This window comes from Vibrio rubrogenes, from assembly GCF_059641415.1.
This window is the reverse complement of record NZ_JCARSY010000014.1, coordinates 13,418-32,723: the sequence shown is the minus strand read 5'-3', so window position 1 is coordinate 32,723 and position 19,306 is coordinate 13,418. Positions and strand designations below refer to the sequence as shown.

15 protein-coding genes are annotated in these 19,306 nt (G+C 44.2%); 8 read left to right on the top strand and 7 right to left on the bottom strand.

What is annotated here, in order from left to right:
• Positions 1–43 precede the first annotated feature (43 nt).
• Positions 44–988 carry a ribosome biogenesis GTPase YlqF gene (gene ylqF / locus AC55NX_RS11765; protein WP_496995969.1) on the top strand — a complete coding sequence of 315 codons (945 nt, stop codon included), beginning with the start codon at positions 44–46 and terminating at the stop codon, positions 986–988.
• A 121-nt stretch (positions 989–1,109) separates the two neighbouring features.
• Here ylqF and AC55NX_RS11760 read toward each other — a convergent pair whose 3' ends face one another.
• Positions 1,110–2,102: a CobW family GTP-binding protein gene (locus AC55NX_RS11760; protein ID WP_496995914.1), complete on the bottom strand. Its 993-nt coding sequence runs from the start codon at positions 2,100–2,102 to the stop codon at positions 1,110–1,112.
• Positions 2,103–2,629: 527 nt separating this feature from the next.
• Here AC55NX_RS11760 and clcA point away from each other — a divergent pair.
• Positions 2,630–4,039, top strand: a complete 1,410-nt coding sequence (gene clcA, locus AC55NX_RS11755) for a H(+)/Cl(-) exchange transporter ClcA (protein WP_496995913.1) — start codon at positions 2,630–2,632, stop codon at positions 4,037–4,039.
• A gap of 72 nt (positions 4,040–4,111) precedes the next feature.
• Here the strand turns inward: clcA and AC55NX_RS11750 are convergent, their stop codons facing one another.
• The gene (locus tag AC55NX_RS11750; protein ID WP_496995912.1) at positions 4,112–4,930 is read right to left on the bottom strand and encodes a phosphate ABC transporter substrate-binding protein; all 819 of its coding nucleotides are present in this window, start codon (positions 4,928–4,930) and stop codon (positions 4,112–4,114) included.
• Between the two features lie 354 nt (positions 4,931–5,284).
• Between AC55NX_RS11750 and AC55NX_RS11745 the strand changes: the two genes are divergently transcribed.
• Positions 5,285–5,629 (top strand): DUF3024 domain-containing protein, encoded by a 345-nt coding sequence (locus AC55NX_RS11745; protein WP_496995911.1) that lies wholly within the window; start codon positions 5,285–5,287, stop codon positions 5,627–5,629.
• A gap of 205 nt (positions 5,630–5,834) precedes the next feature.
• Here AC55NX_RS11745 and rnb read toward each other — a convergent pair whose 3' ends face one another.
• Positions 5,835–7,838: an exoribonuclease II gene (rnb, locus tag AC55NX_RS11740; protein WP_496995910.1), complete on the bottom strand. Its 2,004-nt coding sequence runs from the start codon at positions 7,836–7,838 to the stop codon at positions 5,835–5,837.
• Positions 7,839–8,451: 613 nt separating this feature from the next.
• Between rnb and AC55NX_RS11735 the strand changes: the two genes are divergently transcribed.
• Positions 8,452–10,305, top strand: coding sequence for a DEAD/DEAH box helicase (locus tag AC55NX_RS11735; RefSeq protein WP_496995909.1), 1,854 nt, complete (start codon positions 8,452–8,454; stop codon positions 10,303–10,305).
• A gap of 198 nt (positions 10,306–10,503) precedes the next feature.
• On the opposite strand, the gene AC55NX_RS11730 is transcribed toward AC55NX_RS11735, so the two are convergent.
• Entirely contained in the window at positions 10,504–11,946 is a 1,443-nt protein-coding gene (locus tag AC55NX_RS11730; protein ID WP_496995908.1) for a 6-phospho-beta-glucosidase, read from the bottom strand.
• A 342-nt stretch (positions 11,947–12,288) separates the two neighbouring features.
• On the opposite strand from AC55NX_RS11730, the gene AC55NX_RS11725 reads away from it, so the two are divergent.
• Positions 12,289–13,488: a glycine C-acetyltransferase gene (locus AC55NX_RS11725; protein WP_496995907.1), complete on the top strand. Its 1,200-nt coding sequence runs from the start codon at positions 12,289–12,291 to the stop codon at positions 13,486–13,488.
• 119 nt (positions 13,489–13,607) lie between these two features.
• Positions 13,608–14,639 carry an L-threonine 3-dehydrogenase gene (tdh, locus tag AC55NX_RS11720; protein WP_496995906.1) on the top strand — a complete coding sequence of 344 codons (1,032 nt, stop codon included), beginning with the start codon at positions 13,608–13,610 and terminating at the stop codon, positions 14,637–14,639.
• Between the two features lie 320 nt (positions 14,640–14,959).
• Here the strand turns inward: tdh and AC55NX_RS11715 are convergent, their stop codons facing one another.
• Both AC55NX_RS11715 and AC55NX_RS11710 read right to left on the bottom strand, forming a co-directional pair.
• The gene (locus AC55NX_RS11715; RefSeq protein WP_496995905.1) at positions 14,960–15,841 is read right to left on the bottom strand and encodes a DUF2971 domain-containing protein; all 882 of its coding nucleotides are present in this window, start codon (positions 15,839–15,841) and stop codon (positions 14,960–14,962) included.
• A 182-nt stretch (positions 15,842–16,023) separates the two neighbouring features.
• Positions 16,024–16,296 (bottom strand): tyrosine-type recombinase/integrase, encoded by a 273-nt coding sequence (locus AC55NX_RS11710; protein WP_496995968.1) that lies wholly within the window; start codon positions 16,294–16,296, stop codon positions 16,024–16,026.
• 226 nt (positions 16,297–16,522) lie between these two features.
• Between AC55NX_RS11710 and AC55NX_RS11705 the strand changes: the two genes are divergently transcribed.
• Complete coding sequence (locus AC55NX_RS11705; protein ID WP_496995904.1) at positions 16,523–17,833, top strand: diguanylate cyclase; 1,311 nt, start codon at positions 16,523–16,525, stop codon at positions 17,831–17,833.
• A gap of 132 nt (positions 17,834–17,965) precedes the next feature.
• Positions 17,966–18,388, top strand: coding sequence for an NUDIX hydrolase (locus AC55NX_RS11700; RefSeq protein ID WP_496995903.1), 423 nt, complete (start codon positions 17,966–17,968; stop codon positions 18,386–18,388).
• Between the two features lie 127 nt (positions 18,389–18,515).
• Here the strand turns inward: AC55NX_RS11700 and AC55NX_RS11695 are convergent, their stop codons facing one another.
• On the bottom strand, positions 18,516–19,103 hold the full coding sequence (locus AC55NX_RS11695) for an FMN-dependent NADH-azoreductase (protein ID WP_496995902.1): 588 nt from the start codon (positions 19,101–19,103) through the stop codon (positions 18,516–18,518).
• Positions 19,104–19,306: the final 203 nt, after the last annotated feature.

Genomic DNA, 19,306 nt, shown 5'->3' with positions numbered 1-19,306 from the left:
AGGGAAACAAAACAAACGGATATCGGTGAAAGGTTCGTTTCAAATGGTTAACAATACAATCCAATGGTTTCCGGGACACATGCATAAAGCACGCAAGGAAATCGAAGAAGTCATTCCCCAGATTGATGTCATTATTGAAGTGCTGGATGCCCGTATTCCATTTAGTAGCGAAAATCCCATGATTGCCGAACTTCGGGGTGACAAGCCTTGTGTGAAAGTGTTGAATAAACGCGATCTGGCGGATCCTGTCACAACGGCACTCTGGATTGAACACCTTGAGCGAGAGAAAGGCGTAAAAGCGTTGGCGATTACGACCCAGAATACTCAGGAAGTCAATCAGATTATGGAACTGTGTCGTAAACTGGCACCCCATCGGGAAGAGATCGGCAAGAATATTCGCACGATGATCATGGGGATTCCCAATGTCGGCAAATCAACAATTATTAATGCCTTGGCCGGACGGACGATTGCTCAGACAGGAAATCAGCCTGCTGTCACACGTCGCCAGCAACGGATTAATCTGCAAAATGGGATTGTTTTATCAGATACCCCGGGAATTCTCTGGCCCAAAGTTGAGAATCCCCATTCTGGCTTCCGCCTTGCTGCGACCGGAGCGGTGAAAGACACTGCGATGGAATATGATGAAGTCGCGTTTTACACCGTTGAATATCTGGCCCAGGTATATCCGGATTTATTGAAAGCGCGTTATCAGATTGATGAAAATCCACAATCGGATCTCGAATGGATGGAAGCGATTGGCCGTAAACGTGGTGCGTTACGGGCTGGAGGGCGGATTGATTTGCACAAAGCGTCAGAGATTCTGTTGCATGAACTGCGAGCCGGTACGATTGGGGCAATTACGCTGGAGCGGCCGGAGATGATTCATCAGGAACTGATTGATGCTGAACTGGAAGCCACAAGAAAAGCTGCAGAGAAGACAAAGCATAAAGAAGAACGGCGTAAACGCTATTTACGGAATAAACGTTAATCCATCCGTAACGGTTGCTCTAACAGCAATTGAGCCCCAGATAATGACAGCATCCTGCTGTCATTATGGTTTCATCCGTGTCGATGGGTGAAGAGGAGCGATTGCTCCCCCATGTTGCACATCATTTTGCAGTCAACTGTCCCAGTTCAAGTAGAATCTGTTCCAGCTCATCCCAAGGCATCAGCTGGGAATCGATTACCTCTATTTTTGACTCGAATCCATCCAGCGATATCTCATGTACGGAGACAACGCGGTGGTTAACATTGAATGCATAGCAGCCACGGTCTGTATTGATAACGGCTTTGATCCGTTCCGCTGTTAGCTCACTGAATAGTGAAAACAGTGCATCAAAAGGAAAGTGGAACTCAGCCCCGAACACCCAGCCACAGCTGTAGTAGCCCTCACCCTGATTTTCTTTTCTCTGGTACTGCTCTCCCGGAGCTAACTGAAAGATCGGTTCAGCGTGGCCATGCAGATGCTCATGAGGGGATTGAGGCGATACCTGTTGTGGTTCTTCCCGACGCGGGAGATCCAACACTTCCAGTGGTATGTCACCGAATCGGGTCAGTTTGTGAAAAATTTTGGCCGGTTGTTGGTCGGTGAGCCAGTCATTGAATGTATCGATATCATGGGTATGACATTGATCGACTTTATTGCCGATGATGACATCAGCACTGGCTAACTGGTCGTTGAAGTTTTGGTGAGTCGTATATTTGCGATTGCTGAGATTACGCGGATCGACCAGCGCAATTGTTGCTTTTAAATCCAGATAGGGTTGATATTGGGCTGAGGTGAGCGTTGAGACAATTTCCCGGGGGTGTCCCAGCCCTGTAGGCTCAATCAGCAACCGATCCGGCTTCTGTCTAAGCAGAGCCGTAATTCCAACAGACATCGGCACACCGGCAGTACAACACATACAACCGCCGGGGACTTCTTTCACCAAGGCACTTTGTTGAGACAAGAGGGTGCCATCAATGCCAATTTCACCAAATTCATTGACTAAAACCGCCCAGTTTTGATCGGCAGGTTTATGTTTAAGTAGATTCAGAATAGCAGTGGTTTTGCCAGTTCCCAGAAATCCGGTGATGATATTGGCAGGAATTCGTTGAGTCATAACTTCAACTCCAAATTGAAGAACGTTCAGGATTCAGTGTGTTAGTATACAAATATTCTACGAGTGGATAAAATGTAAAAGGCGCACTTATAAAAGCGCGCCTTCATTTCCCGCGACTCATATCGTGAGCTTGCGATCTGGTTGTGTTAACCAGCTAATGGCGGGAATGGTCTTAGGATTTTTATTCCTTGATCCAAATTGTACGTAAGACTGAATCGTTCCTCCGGTTAAGATTATTTCAATTGCCTTACACTTTGATTATGGCTCGATATGTTGGTATTTCAAGTGTGATGATCATTTGTTGTACCGTTTTTTTATGTGGTTCACAGATTTGTTTTTCACCTGCAACTGTGGTTATCATCAGATATCGGAATTCTTTCAATTTGCGCATGAAGTCGCATTGAGAAAGTGATCTGAGTATAAATATGAAATACAACATTTCATTATTGCAACTATAGAAGATGATAAGGATGCGTATAATTCACGCTCGTTGATACTGATACTTTCATTTGTGAGGCCTTAACTCAATGAGATCTAAAGAGAGATTCAAACCTTCCCTATTAGCTAAAGTACCTAAGGACGCCATTAATCAGTTTCTCTCAAAAGATAAGACTCCGGTCTCTGTTTTGCTGCTTTCTATTCTTGTCGGGCTCTTATCCGGCTTGGTCGGGACTTATTTTGAGTTAGGCATTCACTTTGTTTCAGAAACACGGACTAGCTGGTTAATCAGTGAAATCGGTAACCTATTACCGCTTTGGCTTGCAGCCTTTTTGATTAGTGCGACTCTGGCTTTCATCGGTTACTTTCTGGTTCACCGTTTTGCGCCGGAAGCGGCAGGTTCCGGGATCCCTGAAATTGAAGGGGCGATGGACGGAATGCGACAAGTCCGCTGGTGGCGGGTGCTGCCAGTGAAATTCTTCGGTGGGCTCGGTGCGCTGGGATCGGGAATGGTGCTAGGACGTGAAGGTCCGACGGTTCAGATGGGAGGAGCGATCGGGCGCATGATCTCAAGTCTGTTCCGGGTTAAAAATGATGATGCCCGACATTCGTTGTTGGCTGCCGGTGCTGCCGGTGGGTTATCTGCGGCATTTAACGCACCTCTGGCCGGGATTATGTTTGTGGTTGAAGAGATGCGCCCCCAGTTTCGTTACACGCTGATTTCGATTAAAGCGGTGATCATTTCTTCTGTTTTCGCCAACATTGTATTTCGGCTGATTAACGGTCAGGCGGCCGTGATTACTATGCCTCAGTATCAGGCACCAGAAATTCGGTCATTATGGCTTTTTTTACTACTGGGCATTCTATTTGGGATCTTCGGGGTGTTCTTCAATCGCCTAGTGACATTTTTTCAGGATATCTTTGTCAAAATTCACCGCAATGATCGTAAGCGTTATTTATTGGTCGGATCGTTTCTCGGTGGGTGTTTCGGCATCTTGTTGCTGTATCTTCCTGATCTAACCGGTGGTGGTATTGCGCTTATTCCTGTGATTACCAATGGCGGATACACTGCGAGTTTATTAATGCTGCTATTTTTGGGACGCATCTTAACCACAATGCTCTGTTTTGGTTCGGGTGCGCCCGGTGGTATTTTTGCTCCCATGCTGGCTTTAGGAACCTTGTTTGGTTATGCATTTGGTCTGATTTCACATAATTTCTGGCCTGAACTGGCATTCGAACCGGGAATGTTTGCGATTGCAGGGATGGGCGCATTGTTTGCTGCAACGGTTCGGGCCCCGATTACCGGTATTTTATTGGTGATTGAGATGACCAATAACTATTATTTGATTCTACCGCTCATCATTACCGTATTGGGTGCAGTTATCTTTGCTCAGTTGTTTGGCGGAGAGCCACTATACAGTCAGTTACTCCATCGAACCCTGAAAAACGACAAACTGCGTCAGCAGGATTTACCACCGCAGGAACAACCCATCGTTTAATGGTTATGAGGTGATCTGCGCAATCAAAAAGGACTGGCAACGCCAGTCCTTTTTGATGAGATTCAGAAAGAATTATTTAATCGATGGAATATATCCATAACTGTGAATCAGTTCCCGTGCCCGATCCGACTGGAGATATTTGATAAAATCTTGGGCTTCCTGACTGGCTTTGTTTGAATAATCAATGACGAAAAATGGTCTCGAAAGCTGATATGAACCATCAGAAATCGTTTTCGTCGAAGCGACCACACCTTCAAATGGAACGGCCTTAATTGACTGATCAACCGAACCGGTCGAAATGAAGCCAATGGCCCGTGGATTATGATTGACTAATGTTTTGACCATGCTGTTACTATTGACGACAAGGTTACTTGGGTTGATATCGGAGACCAGACGATTGTTAACGACCCGGGTTAATCCCAACAGGCTCTCAAAACTGAATCTGGATCCCGATGACGCTTCTCGTGTCACAACCGCGATTCTTTGATCCGTTCCCCCCAACTCCTTCCAGTTGGTAATCTGACCTTTATAAATTTTGTAGAGCTGGTCTCGGGTCAGATTCTTGATCGGATTAGCAAGATTCACGACAATTGCCAAGCCGTCATATGCGATGAGTCGAATTTCTAAATTTTCATCCAGCTCACCTTCGGTCAGATAGCGGGAGCTCATGGCGATATCTGCAACACCTTTTTTCAATAAGGTAATCCCTGCGGTTGAGCCCACACCCTGAACAGCAATAAAGCTTTCCGGATGCGCTTTATTGTAGTCTTCAGCAAGGACATCCATAATTCGCGCGACTGAGGTTGACCCTGAAACATTGATTTCTTTGGCAACAACCTGCGATGACATGACCCATACACTGAGAAATAGGCCGATAACAACCCGCAACATAATCCACTCCACGTTATCTAATAAAGCCTCGATATTATGAGGTTTTGATGACACTTTTGTGACTGCTTGTTGCTGAATCAGAGAAGAATACGACGTTTCGACAGTCCTTGAGCGTGTTGATCCAGCTTGAACATCGAGAAAGCAGCGGCAGTAAAAGAGGTTGGCCAGGTATTTTGACAAGTGGTACGGGCTGAAACGTTTTCTTAGTGTGGCAGTGGGCAGAATTCAGCTTTGTGTATCGTCCTGAAGAGTTGAATGGTTTATACTCAGTACATCGTGAGATCAATGCAACCAGAGTAGAAAATATGTCATGGTTGCTTATCTTAGTTGATTCAGAGGCTTATTGAGATACAGATGACGGTCGTTAACCTATTACAACGTCAGATCGAACACCGAGCTGAACTATTATGCCAAAATCGCAATCAAGGGTTGCCCGTTGGTATTGGTAAATCATGCTTTGAGCCGATTGTGGATGGTGTCAAATTTCTCAAACACCATTATAAGCTTGATTCCAGCCATTATGATTATTCTACGCCAGTGGCAAAGATTCAGTGGGATCAGCAAGCACGAGTGTGGGCACTCTATGTGCCGGATGATGAAAACGCTTGGATGCTATACCCCTTCTTGGGTCGAAGTGAAGATTTAACCGCATTAATCCGCGAAGTTGAGAAAGATCCGAAATCTTTATTTTGGTCTTAATTTGTTTGTACATCGGTGGTTTTATTGAAACTGAGCCAGATGCACCGGCTGCCAAGATGAAACATCACTACCACATTTCGATTGACAAATAAAAAGGTATTCAGATGAATACCTTTTTTATGCAAAACAGATGTTGCGCTATGTGTCACTTGACCCTGCTTACACGGCTACTTCTATCGCAGCCATAAGCACGCACAACACAGGTTCAAGCCGTTTCTGATTCTGATACGTCGTTTTGAGGCGGCTCAGCAAAAACTGCAGTCGGTTTGGCAATGATGTTCCGGTTTTCCTGATTCACTTCATTGAGTGTGACTTCAAGTGTATCTCCCAGTTTGTACACCAATGCTTTATCGATGTAGATATAACCTTGTTCTGCGTGGCATTCGATACGTTCTTTGTTATCCATAATCAGCGGAGCAGGGACAAATGCCGTGGCCCCATTTTCGATCAATCTGATCCGCATCCCGGCACGGTTTATATCAAAGATTTCCGCCTGATAGCGTGTTTGTTTCTGTGGCTCTTCAGCCAAAGTTCGGGCATAAAGCCAGTCACTGACACTTCTTTCAGCAATCTTATGATGTTTCCGATGAATCGCCAGCTCTTCACCAACCAGTTCATCCGGTAATTGCACTGGCGGTTTACCCATAATATAAGACTTCAGTAAGCGGTGATTGATCATATCGCCATATTTACGGATCGGGGATGTCCACGTCGCATAGACATCCAGCCCCATAGCAAAATGTGGCGCTGGCTGATTGCTGATTTCACTATAGCTTTGGAATTTACGAATACGGTTATCCAAATAACTAGTGTCTTGAGTCGCGAGCCAACGACGTAGTGCGGAAAAGCCTGCCAGTGTTTTGACCGTCTCATCGCTGTGATCACTCATGCCGTGTTCGGTAATCAGCGCAATTACATCAGCAATACGCTCAGTTTTAAAACCGTCGTGGACATTAAATACGCCTGTTCCGAATTGCTGTTGGAGTACTTTACCGGCACATACGTTCGCCGTCACCATCGCCTCTTCAACCAAACGATTGGCACTGCGGCGCATATCGGCATGAATCGCAATCACATCATTATCTTCACTGAGTTCAAAGCGATAATCCGGTCTGTCGGGGAACACCACTGCGTGGGTTTCCCGCCATGAGATGCGCGCCTGAGAAAAGGCATATAGATCTCGGACGACCTGAGCAATTTCATCGGAAGGAGTCCAGTCGCTCGACTCACCCTGTTCCAGCCAATCGGAAACATGATCGTAAACCAGACGTGCATGAGACTGAATCTGAGCTGAGAAAAAGCGGATATCATCTTGCAGAGTGCCATCCTGAGCCACCGTGACTGTACAACACAGGGCAGGGCGTACTTCACCTTCCCGCAGTGAACATAGGTTATCAGCGAGTTCTCTCGGCAGCATTGGAATGTTGCGCCCCGGCAGGTAAATCGTAAAGCCACGTTCACGGGCAACCTTGTCCATCTGATCATCTGGCGTGATGTAAGCGGTTGGATCTGCAATGGCGATGGTTAACTCAAAATCACCGGACTCAGTGCGCTTGGCATATAATGCATCGTCCATGTCTTGGGTCGATGCGCCATCAATCGTAACAAATGGTACATCGGTTAAATCAACGCGGGCCAATGCCGGATCATCTTTCTGTTCCCAGTTATCAATCCCTTCCGGTTCCTGATTCGGTAAATCGTTTTGAGCCAGTGTGACCCACCAAGGTGCGATCTTGTCGTCGGCATCGGTAATTTTATGGGTAATTTCAACGAAAAACCCATTGTCACCTTTGAGTGGGTGACGTGTGAGTTGTGCAACCACCCAATCATTTTCCGCAATCGTATTTGGATCCAGTCCTTTTCTGACTTTGGCTTTCAGCGGCTGTTTTTTCAGTTGCGGGTGATCCGGTGCAACATTGAGCTTACCTTTGTGCAGTTTGACACGACCGATAAAGCGAGAGAGAGCGGGTTCGAGTAATTCTTGTGGTTCGGCAACTTCACGTTCGTTTTCGGTGCGGATAATGGCAATGACTTTATCGCCATGCATTGATTTTTTCATGTAAGGAGGTGGGATAAAGACACTGTTTTTACTGTCGATTTCTAAAAAGCCGAAACCTTTATCAGTTGCTTTAACGGTCCCTTCTTTTTTCGGCAGATTCTCCTGAATCTGTTGTTTTAACTGGGCAAGTAATGGATTGTCTTGAAACATCAGATATTATTTTAACCTTTCATCTTTTGGCTCAGGAGAGGTCGCTCTCCCCCAATTTCGCGAAGTATTCTCCAGTACATGGCATCGAATATCTGCGAAATATCCGTAAATACTATAATACCCCCACATGGTACTCGGTAATTGGGGGAAAGTATACGATTCCATCATGAGCATACCTGCTGATAGAGCGTGCTGGTATCGGTTTTGGAGAGAATGCGTATCAGTAGACATTATAGTGTCTTACAAGTGTTCAGACATTATTTGGTAACGTGATGCAGCAGACGTTATGCCACTATGTCATGTCGTTTTTTCATCTTCATTGGTATTATGCAACCTTGAATCTGAGATTATAAGGTGCAAAATCCATGACAATGTGTTATGTGGCGGAATTAAAAGGGGGTTTTTGTTCGTATTGAGAAAAATATGTGATGAATTTCAATTTTTTCTAGATTTTTTTATGCATTTAAGGAATAATCCGCATCCTTTGTTATGTCCCTCGTCGCTTTAAAGCGGACTTTAGTTAATACCGCACGGAAAGGAATCTATCCTTGACTGGATTAGAAATGGTAAAGCGCATGGGGCCTTGTTATTCATCTAAATTAGTGGGAACCCCATGCAAGATAATGTGATTCAATTCAACGAATTAGCTCTCAAAAACGAAATCCTCTCCGCTCTGGACAATATGGGCTTCGTTTCTCCTACACCCATTCAGGCTGCTGCAATTCCATTTTTGTTGGAAGGTCGTGATGCTTTAGGTAAAGCACAAACCGGTACCGGAAAAACTGCAGCATTCTCTCTACCTCTGCTCAATAAACTGATTATGAATCAGCATAAGCCTCAGGCCATTGTGATGGCACCGACGCGTGAACTGGCTATTCAGGTTGCAGCAGAAATCAAAACTTTAGGTCAAAATATTGCCGGCCTGAAAGTGTTAGAAATTTATGGTGGTGCATCGATTGTTGATCAGATGCGCTCCCTGAGAGCCGGTGCTCATATCATTGTCGGCACACCGGGACGGGTAAAAGATCTGATTACCCGTGATCGTCTCCATTTGGATGAGTGTCACACCTTTATTCTCGACGAAGCTGATGAAATGCTGAAAATGGGTTTTGTCGATGATGTGACCTGGATTATGGAACAATCTCCTGAAAGTGCTCAGCGTGTCTTGTTCTCGGCAACAATGCCACCAATGGTGAAAAACATCGTAGATCGCTTCCTGCGTGACCCGGCTCGGGTTGACGTAGCAGGTGCAAATCAGACCGTTGCAAAAGTAGAACAGCAATTCTGGGTTGTGAAAGGCGTCGAAAAAGATGAAGCAATGGTTCGCATGCTTGAGACGGAAGAAACGGATGCATCGATTGTTTTCGTACGTACCCGTCAAGATACCGAGCGTCTGGCAGACTGGCTTTCTTCTCGCGGATTCAAAGCAACTGCGCTGCATGGCGATATCCCTCAGTCTTTACGTGAAAGAACGGTTGAGCATATCAAAAAAGGCGTGACTGACATTTTGGTTGCAACTGATGTTGTTGCGCGTGGACTAGATGTGCCTCGCATTACGCATGTATTCAACTACGATATTCCATTTGACGTAGAATCTTACATTCACCGTATTGGCCGTACGGGTCGTGCCGGGCGGAAAGGAAAAGCGATCCTGTTGGTTCGTACCAATCAAATCCGTATGTTGCGGACGATTGAACGGGTGACGCGTTCTTCTATGGAAGAAATTCAGTTACCGCATCGTGATAAAGTTGCTCAGGCACGCTTGGTTCAACTGAGCCAAGAACTTGAAACTGAAAAAGAACACAAAGCATTGGAAAAATTTTCCGCGCTGATTGAAAGCCTCAGAGATTCTCTGGACATCGATACCACGACACTGGCGGCGATGTTACTGAAGCGTCAACAAGGTAAACGTCCATTATTCTACGTCGGTGAAGACCCGATGGTTGCTGAAATTGAGCGTGAAAAATCACGTCGTCGTGATCGTCGTGACGGTGGTAATGGTGGTAGTGATGGTCGTCGGAGCTACGGTCAGGGAACTCAGGATTGGGATACTTACCAATTACAAGTTGGTCGTGAACAAGGTGTGCAGGTTAAAGATATCGTCGGTGCACTGGCAAACGAACTCGGCTTAGGTAAAAACTCGATTGGTGCGATTAAACTGGCACAAGGACACACCTTTGTTCAATTGCCGAAAAGCATGTCTTCTGATGTGACTCGTAAGTTGCGTAAACTACGGATTCGTCAGAAAGATGTCGGTGCCGTGGTGTGTGACTTTGATGACTTCCGTGAGTCTCGTGCCCGTCGTGAGGGTGGTCGTCCAAACCGTGACAGCCGTGGCGAAGGCCGGGGTTTCAATGAAAATGGTCGCCGTGAAGGTGAACGCCGTTTTGATCGCAACCGTGGTGGAGATCATCGCGGTGCTCATCGTGGTGAACGCGGTCACAGCCGACGTCACACTGAAGCATAAATCAGCCATACTGAACTGAATGAAGAGAGGGAAGCGCTTGCGCTTCCCTCTTTTTTTGGCATGTGTGGTTAGCCTTATGTTTATCACTGAAGTGTTTTTGATCACTAAAATACTCTTGACCACTAAAATACTTTTTGATCACTAAAAAGACGCGATGATCGTTGATCAGAATATTGACATAAAATTTCTTCTGTCCGATTAAAGTTCTGAACCGTGAGATGTAATCACATTTTTATACCAATAAAATGACTTTTTCGGTGAACGTTGTAGCGTACCGGTATTGTCGTCATGCTTATCAACATAGATGAAGCCATAGCGTTTTTTCATTTCTCCGGTGGTGAAGGAGACCAGATCAATACATCCCCAAGGGGTATAACCCATCAGTTCGACACCATCAATATGAATTGCTTTCGCCATTTCCTGAATATGGGCGCGCAGATAGTCGATCCGATAATCATCGTGAATTTCACCGTTTGCTTCGACTTTATCGACGGCACCCAGACCATTTTCAACAATAAACAGCGGTTTCTCGTAACGTTCATAGAGGGCAGTCAGACTATACCGCAGACCGACAGGATCAATTTGCCATCCCCAGTCACTGGCTTTTAAGAACGGATTACGGACCGCGTGTTTACGACTTCCATCAACCAGCTCTTCCTGATTACTTTCTGTTGCCTGGGAGTTGACCGTATTGGACATGTAATAGCTAAAACCGATATAGTCGACCGCCCCGGCTTTCAGAATCGCCTCATCGCCTTCAGCCATTTCAATGGTATAACCTTTCTCTTCCCACTCTTTTAGTGCGTAAGTCGGATAGTGACCTTTGGCCATCACATCCGAGAAAATAAAGCGATCCCGCATCGCGACTTGCGCCAGCATGACATCGTCTGGATGGGAGGAATATGGATAGAATGGCACCATCGCCACCATACAACCGATTTTCAGTGCCGGATTCAGAGCATGGGCCTGAGCAACCACTTTGGCACTGGCAACAAATTGGTGGTGAGTCGCTTGATACATTGCTTCTTCAGGTTTTTCTTTCTGCGTGAACTTGACGCCTGAACAGGTCCAGCCAAAGATATCAAGAGCAACATTCTTCTGGTTATTGATTTCATTGAATGTCATCCAATATTTCACTTTGTGCTGATAACGCTCAATCACTGTCATCGCATATTTGACGAACAAATCAATAACTTCCCGGCTCATCCAGCCATCATACTTCTGGGCAAGATGGTAGGGCATTTCGAAATGGCTGAGGGTGATGACCGGTTCAATATTGTATTTCAGTAGTTCATCGAACATATCATCGTAGAACTTCAATCCGGCTTCACACGGTGTCGTTTCTTCGCCGGTCGGGAAAATACGCGTCCAGGCGATACTGGTTCTGAAACATTTGAATCCCATCTCGGCAAAGAGTTTGATGTCTTCTTTATAACGGCCGTGAAAATCGATTGCTTCATGGTTCGGGTAAAACTCATCAGGCTGAATACCGTCGGTGATCTTGCGTTGCTTGCCATAGGCACCAGCGGTCACAACATCGATAATGCTCATCCCTTTACCATCTTTGTCCCAGCCACCTTCAAGCTGATGAGCAGCGACAGCGCCTCCCCATAGAAAATTCTCCGGAAATTTCGGATTCATTTAACGCCTCCAGAATTTGATAAAATTGTAATTTTGAAACCGGTTCCAATGATAGGTTCCAGATGAAATCAAGATCAATGAGATCACGGTGAAACTGTGCCATTCATCCCATTCTGTGATATTGATTGCAAAAATAGAGTTGTTGAATGGCATAAAAAACATGGGCGACTGGAATAAATAAGAATACGCTTTATTTGTGAATTAAATTCAATAATGATTTTCCCCCGTAAGGGATAATCGCTTTTCACCACATCGATTACACTGATCAATAACGTATCTTTACACTGTAAATATTGCAGTATCATCAACGACAGTGAACTAAAAAATATCAAAGGAATCATTATGTCCTCTGCATTCTACGCACATATTCAACATCAGATCGAGTCCATCAAAGAAGAAGGTCTTTATAAGTCGGAACGTGTCATCACCTCGGCACAGCAAGCAGCTGTTCATATCAATACCGGTGATGAAGTCCTGAATTTTTGTGCAAATAACTACCTGGGGCTGGCCGACCATCCGGAGTTGATTAAAGCTGCAAAAGACGGGATGGATAGTCATGGGTTCGGGATGGCTTCAGTTCGGTTTATTTGCGGTACGCAAGATATCCATAAAACACTAGAACAGAAACTTTCAGCCTTTCTCGGGAAGGAAGATACCATTCTGTATACATCATGTTTTGATGCCAATGCCGGATTGTTTGAAACATTGTTAGATAAAGAAGATGCAATCATTTCCGATGCGCTCAATCATGCATCGATTATTGATGGTGTCCGGTTGTGTAAGGCCATGCGTTTTCGTTATAGCAATAACAATATGGCGGAGCTGGAGCAGCAGTTGATTGCCGCTGATCAAGCGGGTGCACGGTATAAAATGATTGTCACCGATGGCGTTTTTTCCATGGATGGTGTGGTGGCTAATCTTCCGGCTATCTGTGATCTGGCAGACCAATATGATGCTTTGGTGATGGTGGATGACTCTCATGCGGTTGGTTTCATGGGTGAAAATGGTCGCGGAACTCATGAATATCACCAAGTGATTGATCGCGTGGATCTGATTACCGGCACATTAGGTAAAGCGATGGGCGGGGCCTCCGGTGGTTACACTGCCGGTAAAAAAGAAGTCATTGATTGGCTGCGTCAGCGTTCCCGCCCTTATCTGTTCTCTAACTCCGTTGCCCCTGCCATTGTTGCTGCATCGATCCGGGTGCTGGATTTACTGGCTGAAAGCAGCGAGCTGAGAACACATTTGTGGGAGAACGCCGCCCATTTCCGTCAGCGTATGAGTGACGCCGGCTTTACGCTGGCTGGTGCAGATCATGCCATTATTCCCATCATGTTGGGAGATGCCAAAGTGGCGGCTGAGTTTGCTGAGCGAGCTTTAGCACAGGGTATCTATGTGGTTGGATTCTCTTACCCTGTCGTGCCGAAGGGGCAGGCACGGATCCGTACTCAAATGTCTGCGGCGCATTCAAAAGCGCAGCTGGACAGGGCTATTGATGTATTTATTCAGGTTGGCCGAGAGATGGGTATCATCGCAGATTAATTGTTGAATGATCAAGAGATGTGAACAGTACATGGTGATGTTCTTCTGTTCGCACAAGTGTAATCATGATGGTCGTAGAGACAGTTGTGACAGTCGGTAATTGTGACAGAGATAGTCATATGAAAATTAAAGCATTATCAAAGCTAAAACCAGAACAGGGTATCTGGATGACCTCGGTCGATATGCCTGTCATGGGACATAACGATCTGCTGATCAAAATTAAGAAGACAGCGATTTGTGGAACAGATGTCCATATTTATAACTGGGACGAATGGTCGCAAAGAACTATCCCGGTTCCGATGGTGGTCGGCCATGAATATGTTGGTGAAGTTGTAGGCATCGGGCAGGAAGTCCGTGGTTTCTCTATTGGTGATCGGGTTTCCGGTGAAGGGCACATTACCTGTGGCCACTGTCGTAACTGTCGTGGTGGCAGAACACATCTATGTCGCAATACCATTGGCGTCGGTGTCAACCGGACTGGTGCATTTGCCGAGTATCTGGTCATTCCGGCTTACAACGCATTTAAGATACCGGACGGTATCTCCGATGATTTGGCTGCGATTTTTGATCCATTCGGTAACGCTGTCCATACTGCGCTTTCGTTTGATATGGTCGGCGAAGATGTGCTGATTACCGGTGCCGGGCCGATTGGTATTATGGCCGCGGCGGTTGCGAAGCATGTCGGTGCGCGTCATGTGGTGATTACTGATGTGAATCCATATCGTTTGCAATTGGCTGAGAAAATGGGCGTGACACGAGCCGTCAACGTTGCCGAAGAACGTCTGAGTGATGTCATGGCAGAACTGGGCATGACAGAAGGATTTGATGTCGGTTTAGAAATGTCAGGAGTTCCGGCGGCATTTCGTACCATGTTAGAAACTATGAACCACGGCGGACGAATTGCACTATTGGGCATCCCACCATCGGATATGGCTATCGATTGGAATCAGGTGATTTTTAAAGGCTTGGTGATCAAGGGTATTTACGGCCGGGAAATGTTCGAGACTTGGTACAAGATGGCAAGCCTGATCCAATCTGGTCTAGATTTGTCACCAATCATCACTCACCATTACAAGATTGATGATTTCCAGCAAGGCTTTGACACCATGCGTAGCGGGGCTTCCGGGAAAGTGATACTCGACTGGGAATAATCAAATATTGATTTTGAAGCGCTCCGATTGGGGCGCTTTTTGTTTGTGCTACTACTGGGTGTATAAACAGCAAAGTGGAAGATAAAGCCCAATTTAGCCCCAAAATGAAGATTCCCCTTCAATGAATACCCCGAAAAAGCCCCAAGAAGCTTGTTAGCACTAACATACTTTTGCCCCATTTCAATTTATCTATGATTTGTTATGTACCAATTTGCCAGATGAAAATTACAGTGATTGGGATTTTTGGTGAACACCTTCTGTCCAACTTTATTGGGTCACTTCAGTAGTTATTCCGTACCAAGGGCATTAGGAACGAAATGTTAGACAGTGTGTGAAGATGGCGTCAGTTCGTTATTTCCTCGTCTATATGGTGCCTCTGTACATACTATGAAAATATCGTTTTGAATAATATTCGGAGATGTATTGATTGATTCCTGCATTATAGTTTTGACGATATTTTCTTCAGACAATCTTTCTTCTGTAGTATCGTTTTGGGTTGGTCCAATGCCTATATGCGTAACCATTGGGTCTGACAATTCAAGTTCAAAATAAGACTGTTCTTGATTAGTATAACAAGAATTTCTTTTATTTTTCTTAGTAGTAATACATCGTTCTTCGATGTCGATAATTAACCTAACCTCCTGTTCATAATGAAATTTTTTATGCTTAAATGTTAAGCATAATCTTATGAAATCAAGAAAAAATTCATACGCATTTTCAGGTAAAAGAGCTGCATTGTCGGATATAAATGAATTGATAGCATCTTCTTTGTCTTCATCTAAATATATGCATTCTTTTATTTCTACAGTATTTTTATTTTTCTTTTGTTGGGCTGTATCTGAAAACTGTTTTTTTGCCGAGTTGATTAATTCACTGGTTTTGAAACCAACATTATAGGTTTGAGTAGAAGAACCATAACCATTCCACATCGGTAATTCATCTTGATGTTTACTCATCGACAAGATGAATAATCGGTTATAAAAACGTTCTAAACAATCTTCATATTGAGTCAGGATAGTAGATATTGTCTGGTGTATGATGGAGCTTCCTTTAGGTGAAGCTATTCGATGTAGTATTTCAATACCATGTTTGATTTCCAAGCGATCATTCATGTGCAAAGGGCTACTAACCCATAGCTTTTTGTTAATTATTATTCCGTCCAGTTCAGCCTTGCTAACATAACGATAAATCGTTGTATCCATTACACCATTCCTTGTGAAGTTGTTCGGTGGGATAAAGAACCTAGACAGCCGCTAGCTTAATAACGACTGATGGTTTCATTCTGATAGTATTCAAACCTATAATCAACTGATTGACTAATGTAGTACCGATTTTATTCATGCAAGATGCTAAATCGAAATTATCCAGAACTGAGCTACAAAAATTACTTAACCTTTTGTAGCTCTCTCCAAACCCGAACTGACTCTTTCTTGTTGGACTCGGTTAACCACTTAGCATAGACCTTGGCCACCATCGTAATATCGGAGTGGCCCATTTGCTGTGCAAGGTAACTCACGTTTATGTTCGCGTGTGTGATAGCCCAACTCGCATAGGTGTGCCTCAGTTGGTATTGATTGCGATGAGGAATGCCGACTTTTTTACATAGGTCAGCCCAAATACGAACTAAAGCTCGTTTAGTAAAGAAATTAACACCAATACTGAGTCCTCCACCGACTGAAGCAAGTTAGGGTATCAATTCCGAAGTTGGAACAACCAAGGTGAATCGCGACTAAAATTTCAACTGACTTGCTATATTTAGTATATGATTATAAAGGTAGTTTTTTAGTCAATATCTGGTATGGGAGTATGAGATTATCAAAACGTATCAATTCAACCCATGGATATTTTGTCTATTGACGATAGGGTATGTTTTATTTGCTTTTATGGCCGTGACGCTGGTAACTGAGCGCTTTGTTGACAAACAGAGTCAAGAGGTGAAAGAGGTCATACAACATGAACTTGCGTTGGTTCGATATAGTATCGAAGCGAATATCTTTCGTGATACATATTTAGCAGATAGCTTTGCTTCCGTCGTTGCTCTGAATCCCAAGTTCGCAATGGAAAATTGGAAGCACGTCTCCGAGCAATTTTTATCGAAAGCCGCTCTGGTGAGAAATATCGGCCTTGCCCCCAATGACATCATATCTCATGTTTATCCTTTAAAAGGAAATGAAAGAGCGGTTGGGCTAGATTTTCGTACGGTGCCGAAACAATATAAAACGGTTCAGATTGCCAGAGAGACTCAAAAGGTTTTCATTGCGGGTCCACTCGAACTGGTGCAAGGTGGGATAGCGATGATTGCCCGATATCCGATTTTCACGGACGCACCGCATAACACCAACTATTGGGGCGGTCTCAGTGTCGTGATCAATTATGATAAACTGATTGCCCTGTCTAATTTCCATCAGTTGAAGGATGTTGACGTCGCTTTAGTTGCAAATAACTATAATGGTGCAACCAGCAAATTTATTGAAGGTAATGAAGCTGTTCTGAAAGATTTTGATATCAGCTACCCCATATATCTGCCCAATGTGAACTGGACTTTGTTTGCTAAATATAAAAATATTCATGAGATCGAAAGTGTGGATAAGTTTAGAAACCTATTTTATACGCTTGGTGCCATGACATTCTCCTTGGGCTATTTTCTCATATTATTTTTGATTAATAATTACTTGCGTGTTCATGAATTGTCACTGCATGATGAGCTGACCAAACTTCCCAATCGACGTTATTTATTCAATGAATTTGACAGAATAAAACTAAGAAACGGAACAGTGGTTGAATTGACGGTGTTGAATATTGATTTAAATCGGTTCAAAAAAATTAATGACTCATTAGGACATGAGGCCGGTGATGAAGTGTTGAAATATACTGCATCATCATTAACCAAGTGTTTAAGATCATCCGATTTTATTTCTAGAATTGGTGGTGATGAATTCGTCGTTATCCTCCAGCGCAGGACAAAACCAGAAGACATTGAACTGATGATACACAAGATACATCGATTCTTTGAGTCTAATCCTTTACATTGGCGTCAGCATGAAATATGGATTTCTTTAAGTATCGGATATTATAGTTTTCAAGGTCAATCAGAAGACCTTGTTATCAATGATATATTATCAGAAGCTGATAAGAGCATGTATCGGGACAAGTTATCCCATCAGTTAAATGAGAAGGTAAGCGGAAACGGTTAGTTAGAAATTTGCTTTCTTCTCGTCCAAAAATTGTTCCTGTGAGAGCAGGTCTGTCGTTCAAACATTGATTGTATTCGATGAATTGAATAGGATTTGACAGACATTTCCCATGATTTGAAATGAGAGCTTTTTATGCCATACATCCGAGCAAAAGCCGTCTGCCTGTTCCGACATCAGCGTCGCATCTTACTTGCTGAAGGATATGATCCGATTAAAGATGAAAAGTATGTTATTCCCGTCGGTGGTGGGATTGAATTTGGTGAGAAGTCCACAGATGCAGCCCGCAGAGAAACCTTCGAAGAAATTGGTGCTGAAATCGATAATCTGAGGTTGTTGGGAATCAGTGAGAACATCTTTACATTCAGTGGCACTGCCGGACATGAAATTGTGTTTGTCTACGAGGCCGAGCTGAAAGATAAATCATTCTATCAGCGGGATGAAATTCCCGGGATTGAAGTGGACGGAGAGCGATTTATTGTTCGTTGGTTTGATGAAGATGATATTTTGAACGGCAGTCTGCCATTTTATCCTGACGGCATTATTAACATGTTATAGCTTACGGACTTTTTAGCAACACATTGATAAAAATAACCCAATCAGTCGGAGTGAGACTTCGATTGAGGATGAGTAAAAAACAGCGCCATCAGCGCTGTTTTTACTAGGCAATGAACACTATAGACAATTAAACCGCAATTGCTTTCAATTGGTCTTTTGCGGCTGCAATGCCTTGTGCTGCGGATTCTTCACCCATATTCAGTGCTTCAGCATAAGCAAACTCAACATCAGTCAGGCCGAGGAAGCCCAGAATGGTTTTGAGGTATGGCGTGACGTTGTCGGTCGCACTACCCTGGTGAATACCGCCACGCGTGGTGATCACCACAACTTTTTTGTTCTCAAGTAAGCCTTGAACACCTGTTTCTGTATATTGGAAAGTCACACCAGCACGCGCAATCAAATCGAACCAGTTTTTCAACTGAGTCGGGATGGTGAAGTTATACATTGGCGCGGCAATGACGATAGTATCGGCCGCTTTAATCTCAGCAATCAGTTGATCAGAAAGATTAACAATGGCTTGTTGTTCATCACTCAGGTCTTCAGCGGCACGCAGTGCTGTGGCAACCGAGAAATCGAGTACTGGAAGTGGGCTAGCCGCTAGATCACGGAGCGTCACCTGCGCACCGCTGAATTTTTCCAGATAGGCATCAAGCAGTTTACTGGATTGAGAATATTCACCAAGAATACTAGATTTCAGAGCAAGAACATGAGACATAATAAATTCCTTGTTTAGTTGGAAACATGTGAACTGTAAACAGAAAATATTCTAGTGATGCAGATCAAAATAAAGAAGTAGGAATATTCGCTTAACCTATTCGAAAATATTGAATTGATACGTCGTCGTCCATGTCGGAGTGATGTATTGCTGTCCGGAAATGAGTCACCTCGTTGAACGAGGTGACAGTGAAGATTGTCGTT

Coding starts and splice junctions, on each gene's coding strand:
- ylqF (WP_496995969.1), top strand. CDS start 44: ATGGTTAACAATACAATCCAATGGTTTCCGGGACACATGCATAAAGCA.
- AC55NX_RS11760 (WP_496995914.1), bottom strand. CDS start 2,102: ATGACTCAACGAATTCCTGCCAATATCATCACCGGATTTCTGGGAACT.
- clcA (WP_496995913.1), top strand. CDS start 2,630: ATGAGATCTAAAGAGAGATTCAAACCTTCCCTATTAGCTAAAGTACCT.
- AC55NX_RS11750 (WP_496995912.1), bottom strand. CDS start 4,930: ATGTTGCGGGTTGTTATCGGCCTATTTCTCAGTGTATGGGTCATGTCA.
- AC55NX_RS11745 (WP_496995911.1), top strand. CDS start 5,285: ATGACGGTCGTTAACCTATTACAACGTCAGATCGAACACCGAGCTGAA.
- rnb (WP_496995910.1), bottom strand. CDS start 7,838: ATGTTTCAAGACAATCCATTACTTGCCCAGTTAAAACAACAGATTCAG.
- AC55NX_RS11735 (WP_496995909.1), top strand. CDS start 8,452: ATGCAAGATAATGTGATTCAATTCAACGAATTAGCTCTCAAAAACGAA.
- AC55NX_RS11730 (WP_496995908.1), bottom strand. CDS start 11,946: ATGAATCCGAAATTTCCGGAGAATTTTCTATGGGGAGGCGCTGTCGCT.
- AC55NX_RS11725 (WP_496995907.1), top strand. CDS start 12,289: ATGTCCTCTGCATTCTACGCACATATTCAACATCAGATCGAGTCCATC.
- tdh (WP_496995906.1), top strand. CDS start 13,608: ATGAAAATTAAAGCATTATCAAAGCTAAAACCAGAACAGGGTATCTGG.
- AC55NX_RS11715 (WP_496995905.1), bottom strand. CDS start 15,841: ATGGATACAACGATTTATCGTTATGTTAGCAAGGCTGAACTGGACGGA.
- AC55NX_RS11705 (WP_496995904.1), top strand. CDS start 16,523: ATGGCCGTGACGCTGGTAACTGAGCGCTTTGTTGACAAACAGAGTCAA.
- AC55NX_RS11700 (WP_496995903.1), top strand. CDS start 17,966: ATGCCATACATCCGAGCAAAAGCCGTCTGCCTGTTCCGACATCAGCGT.
- AC55NX_RS11695 (WP_496995902.1), bottom strand. CDS start 19,103: ATGTCTCATGTTCTTGCTCTGAAATCTAGTATTCTTGGTGAATATTCT.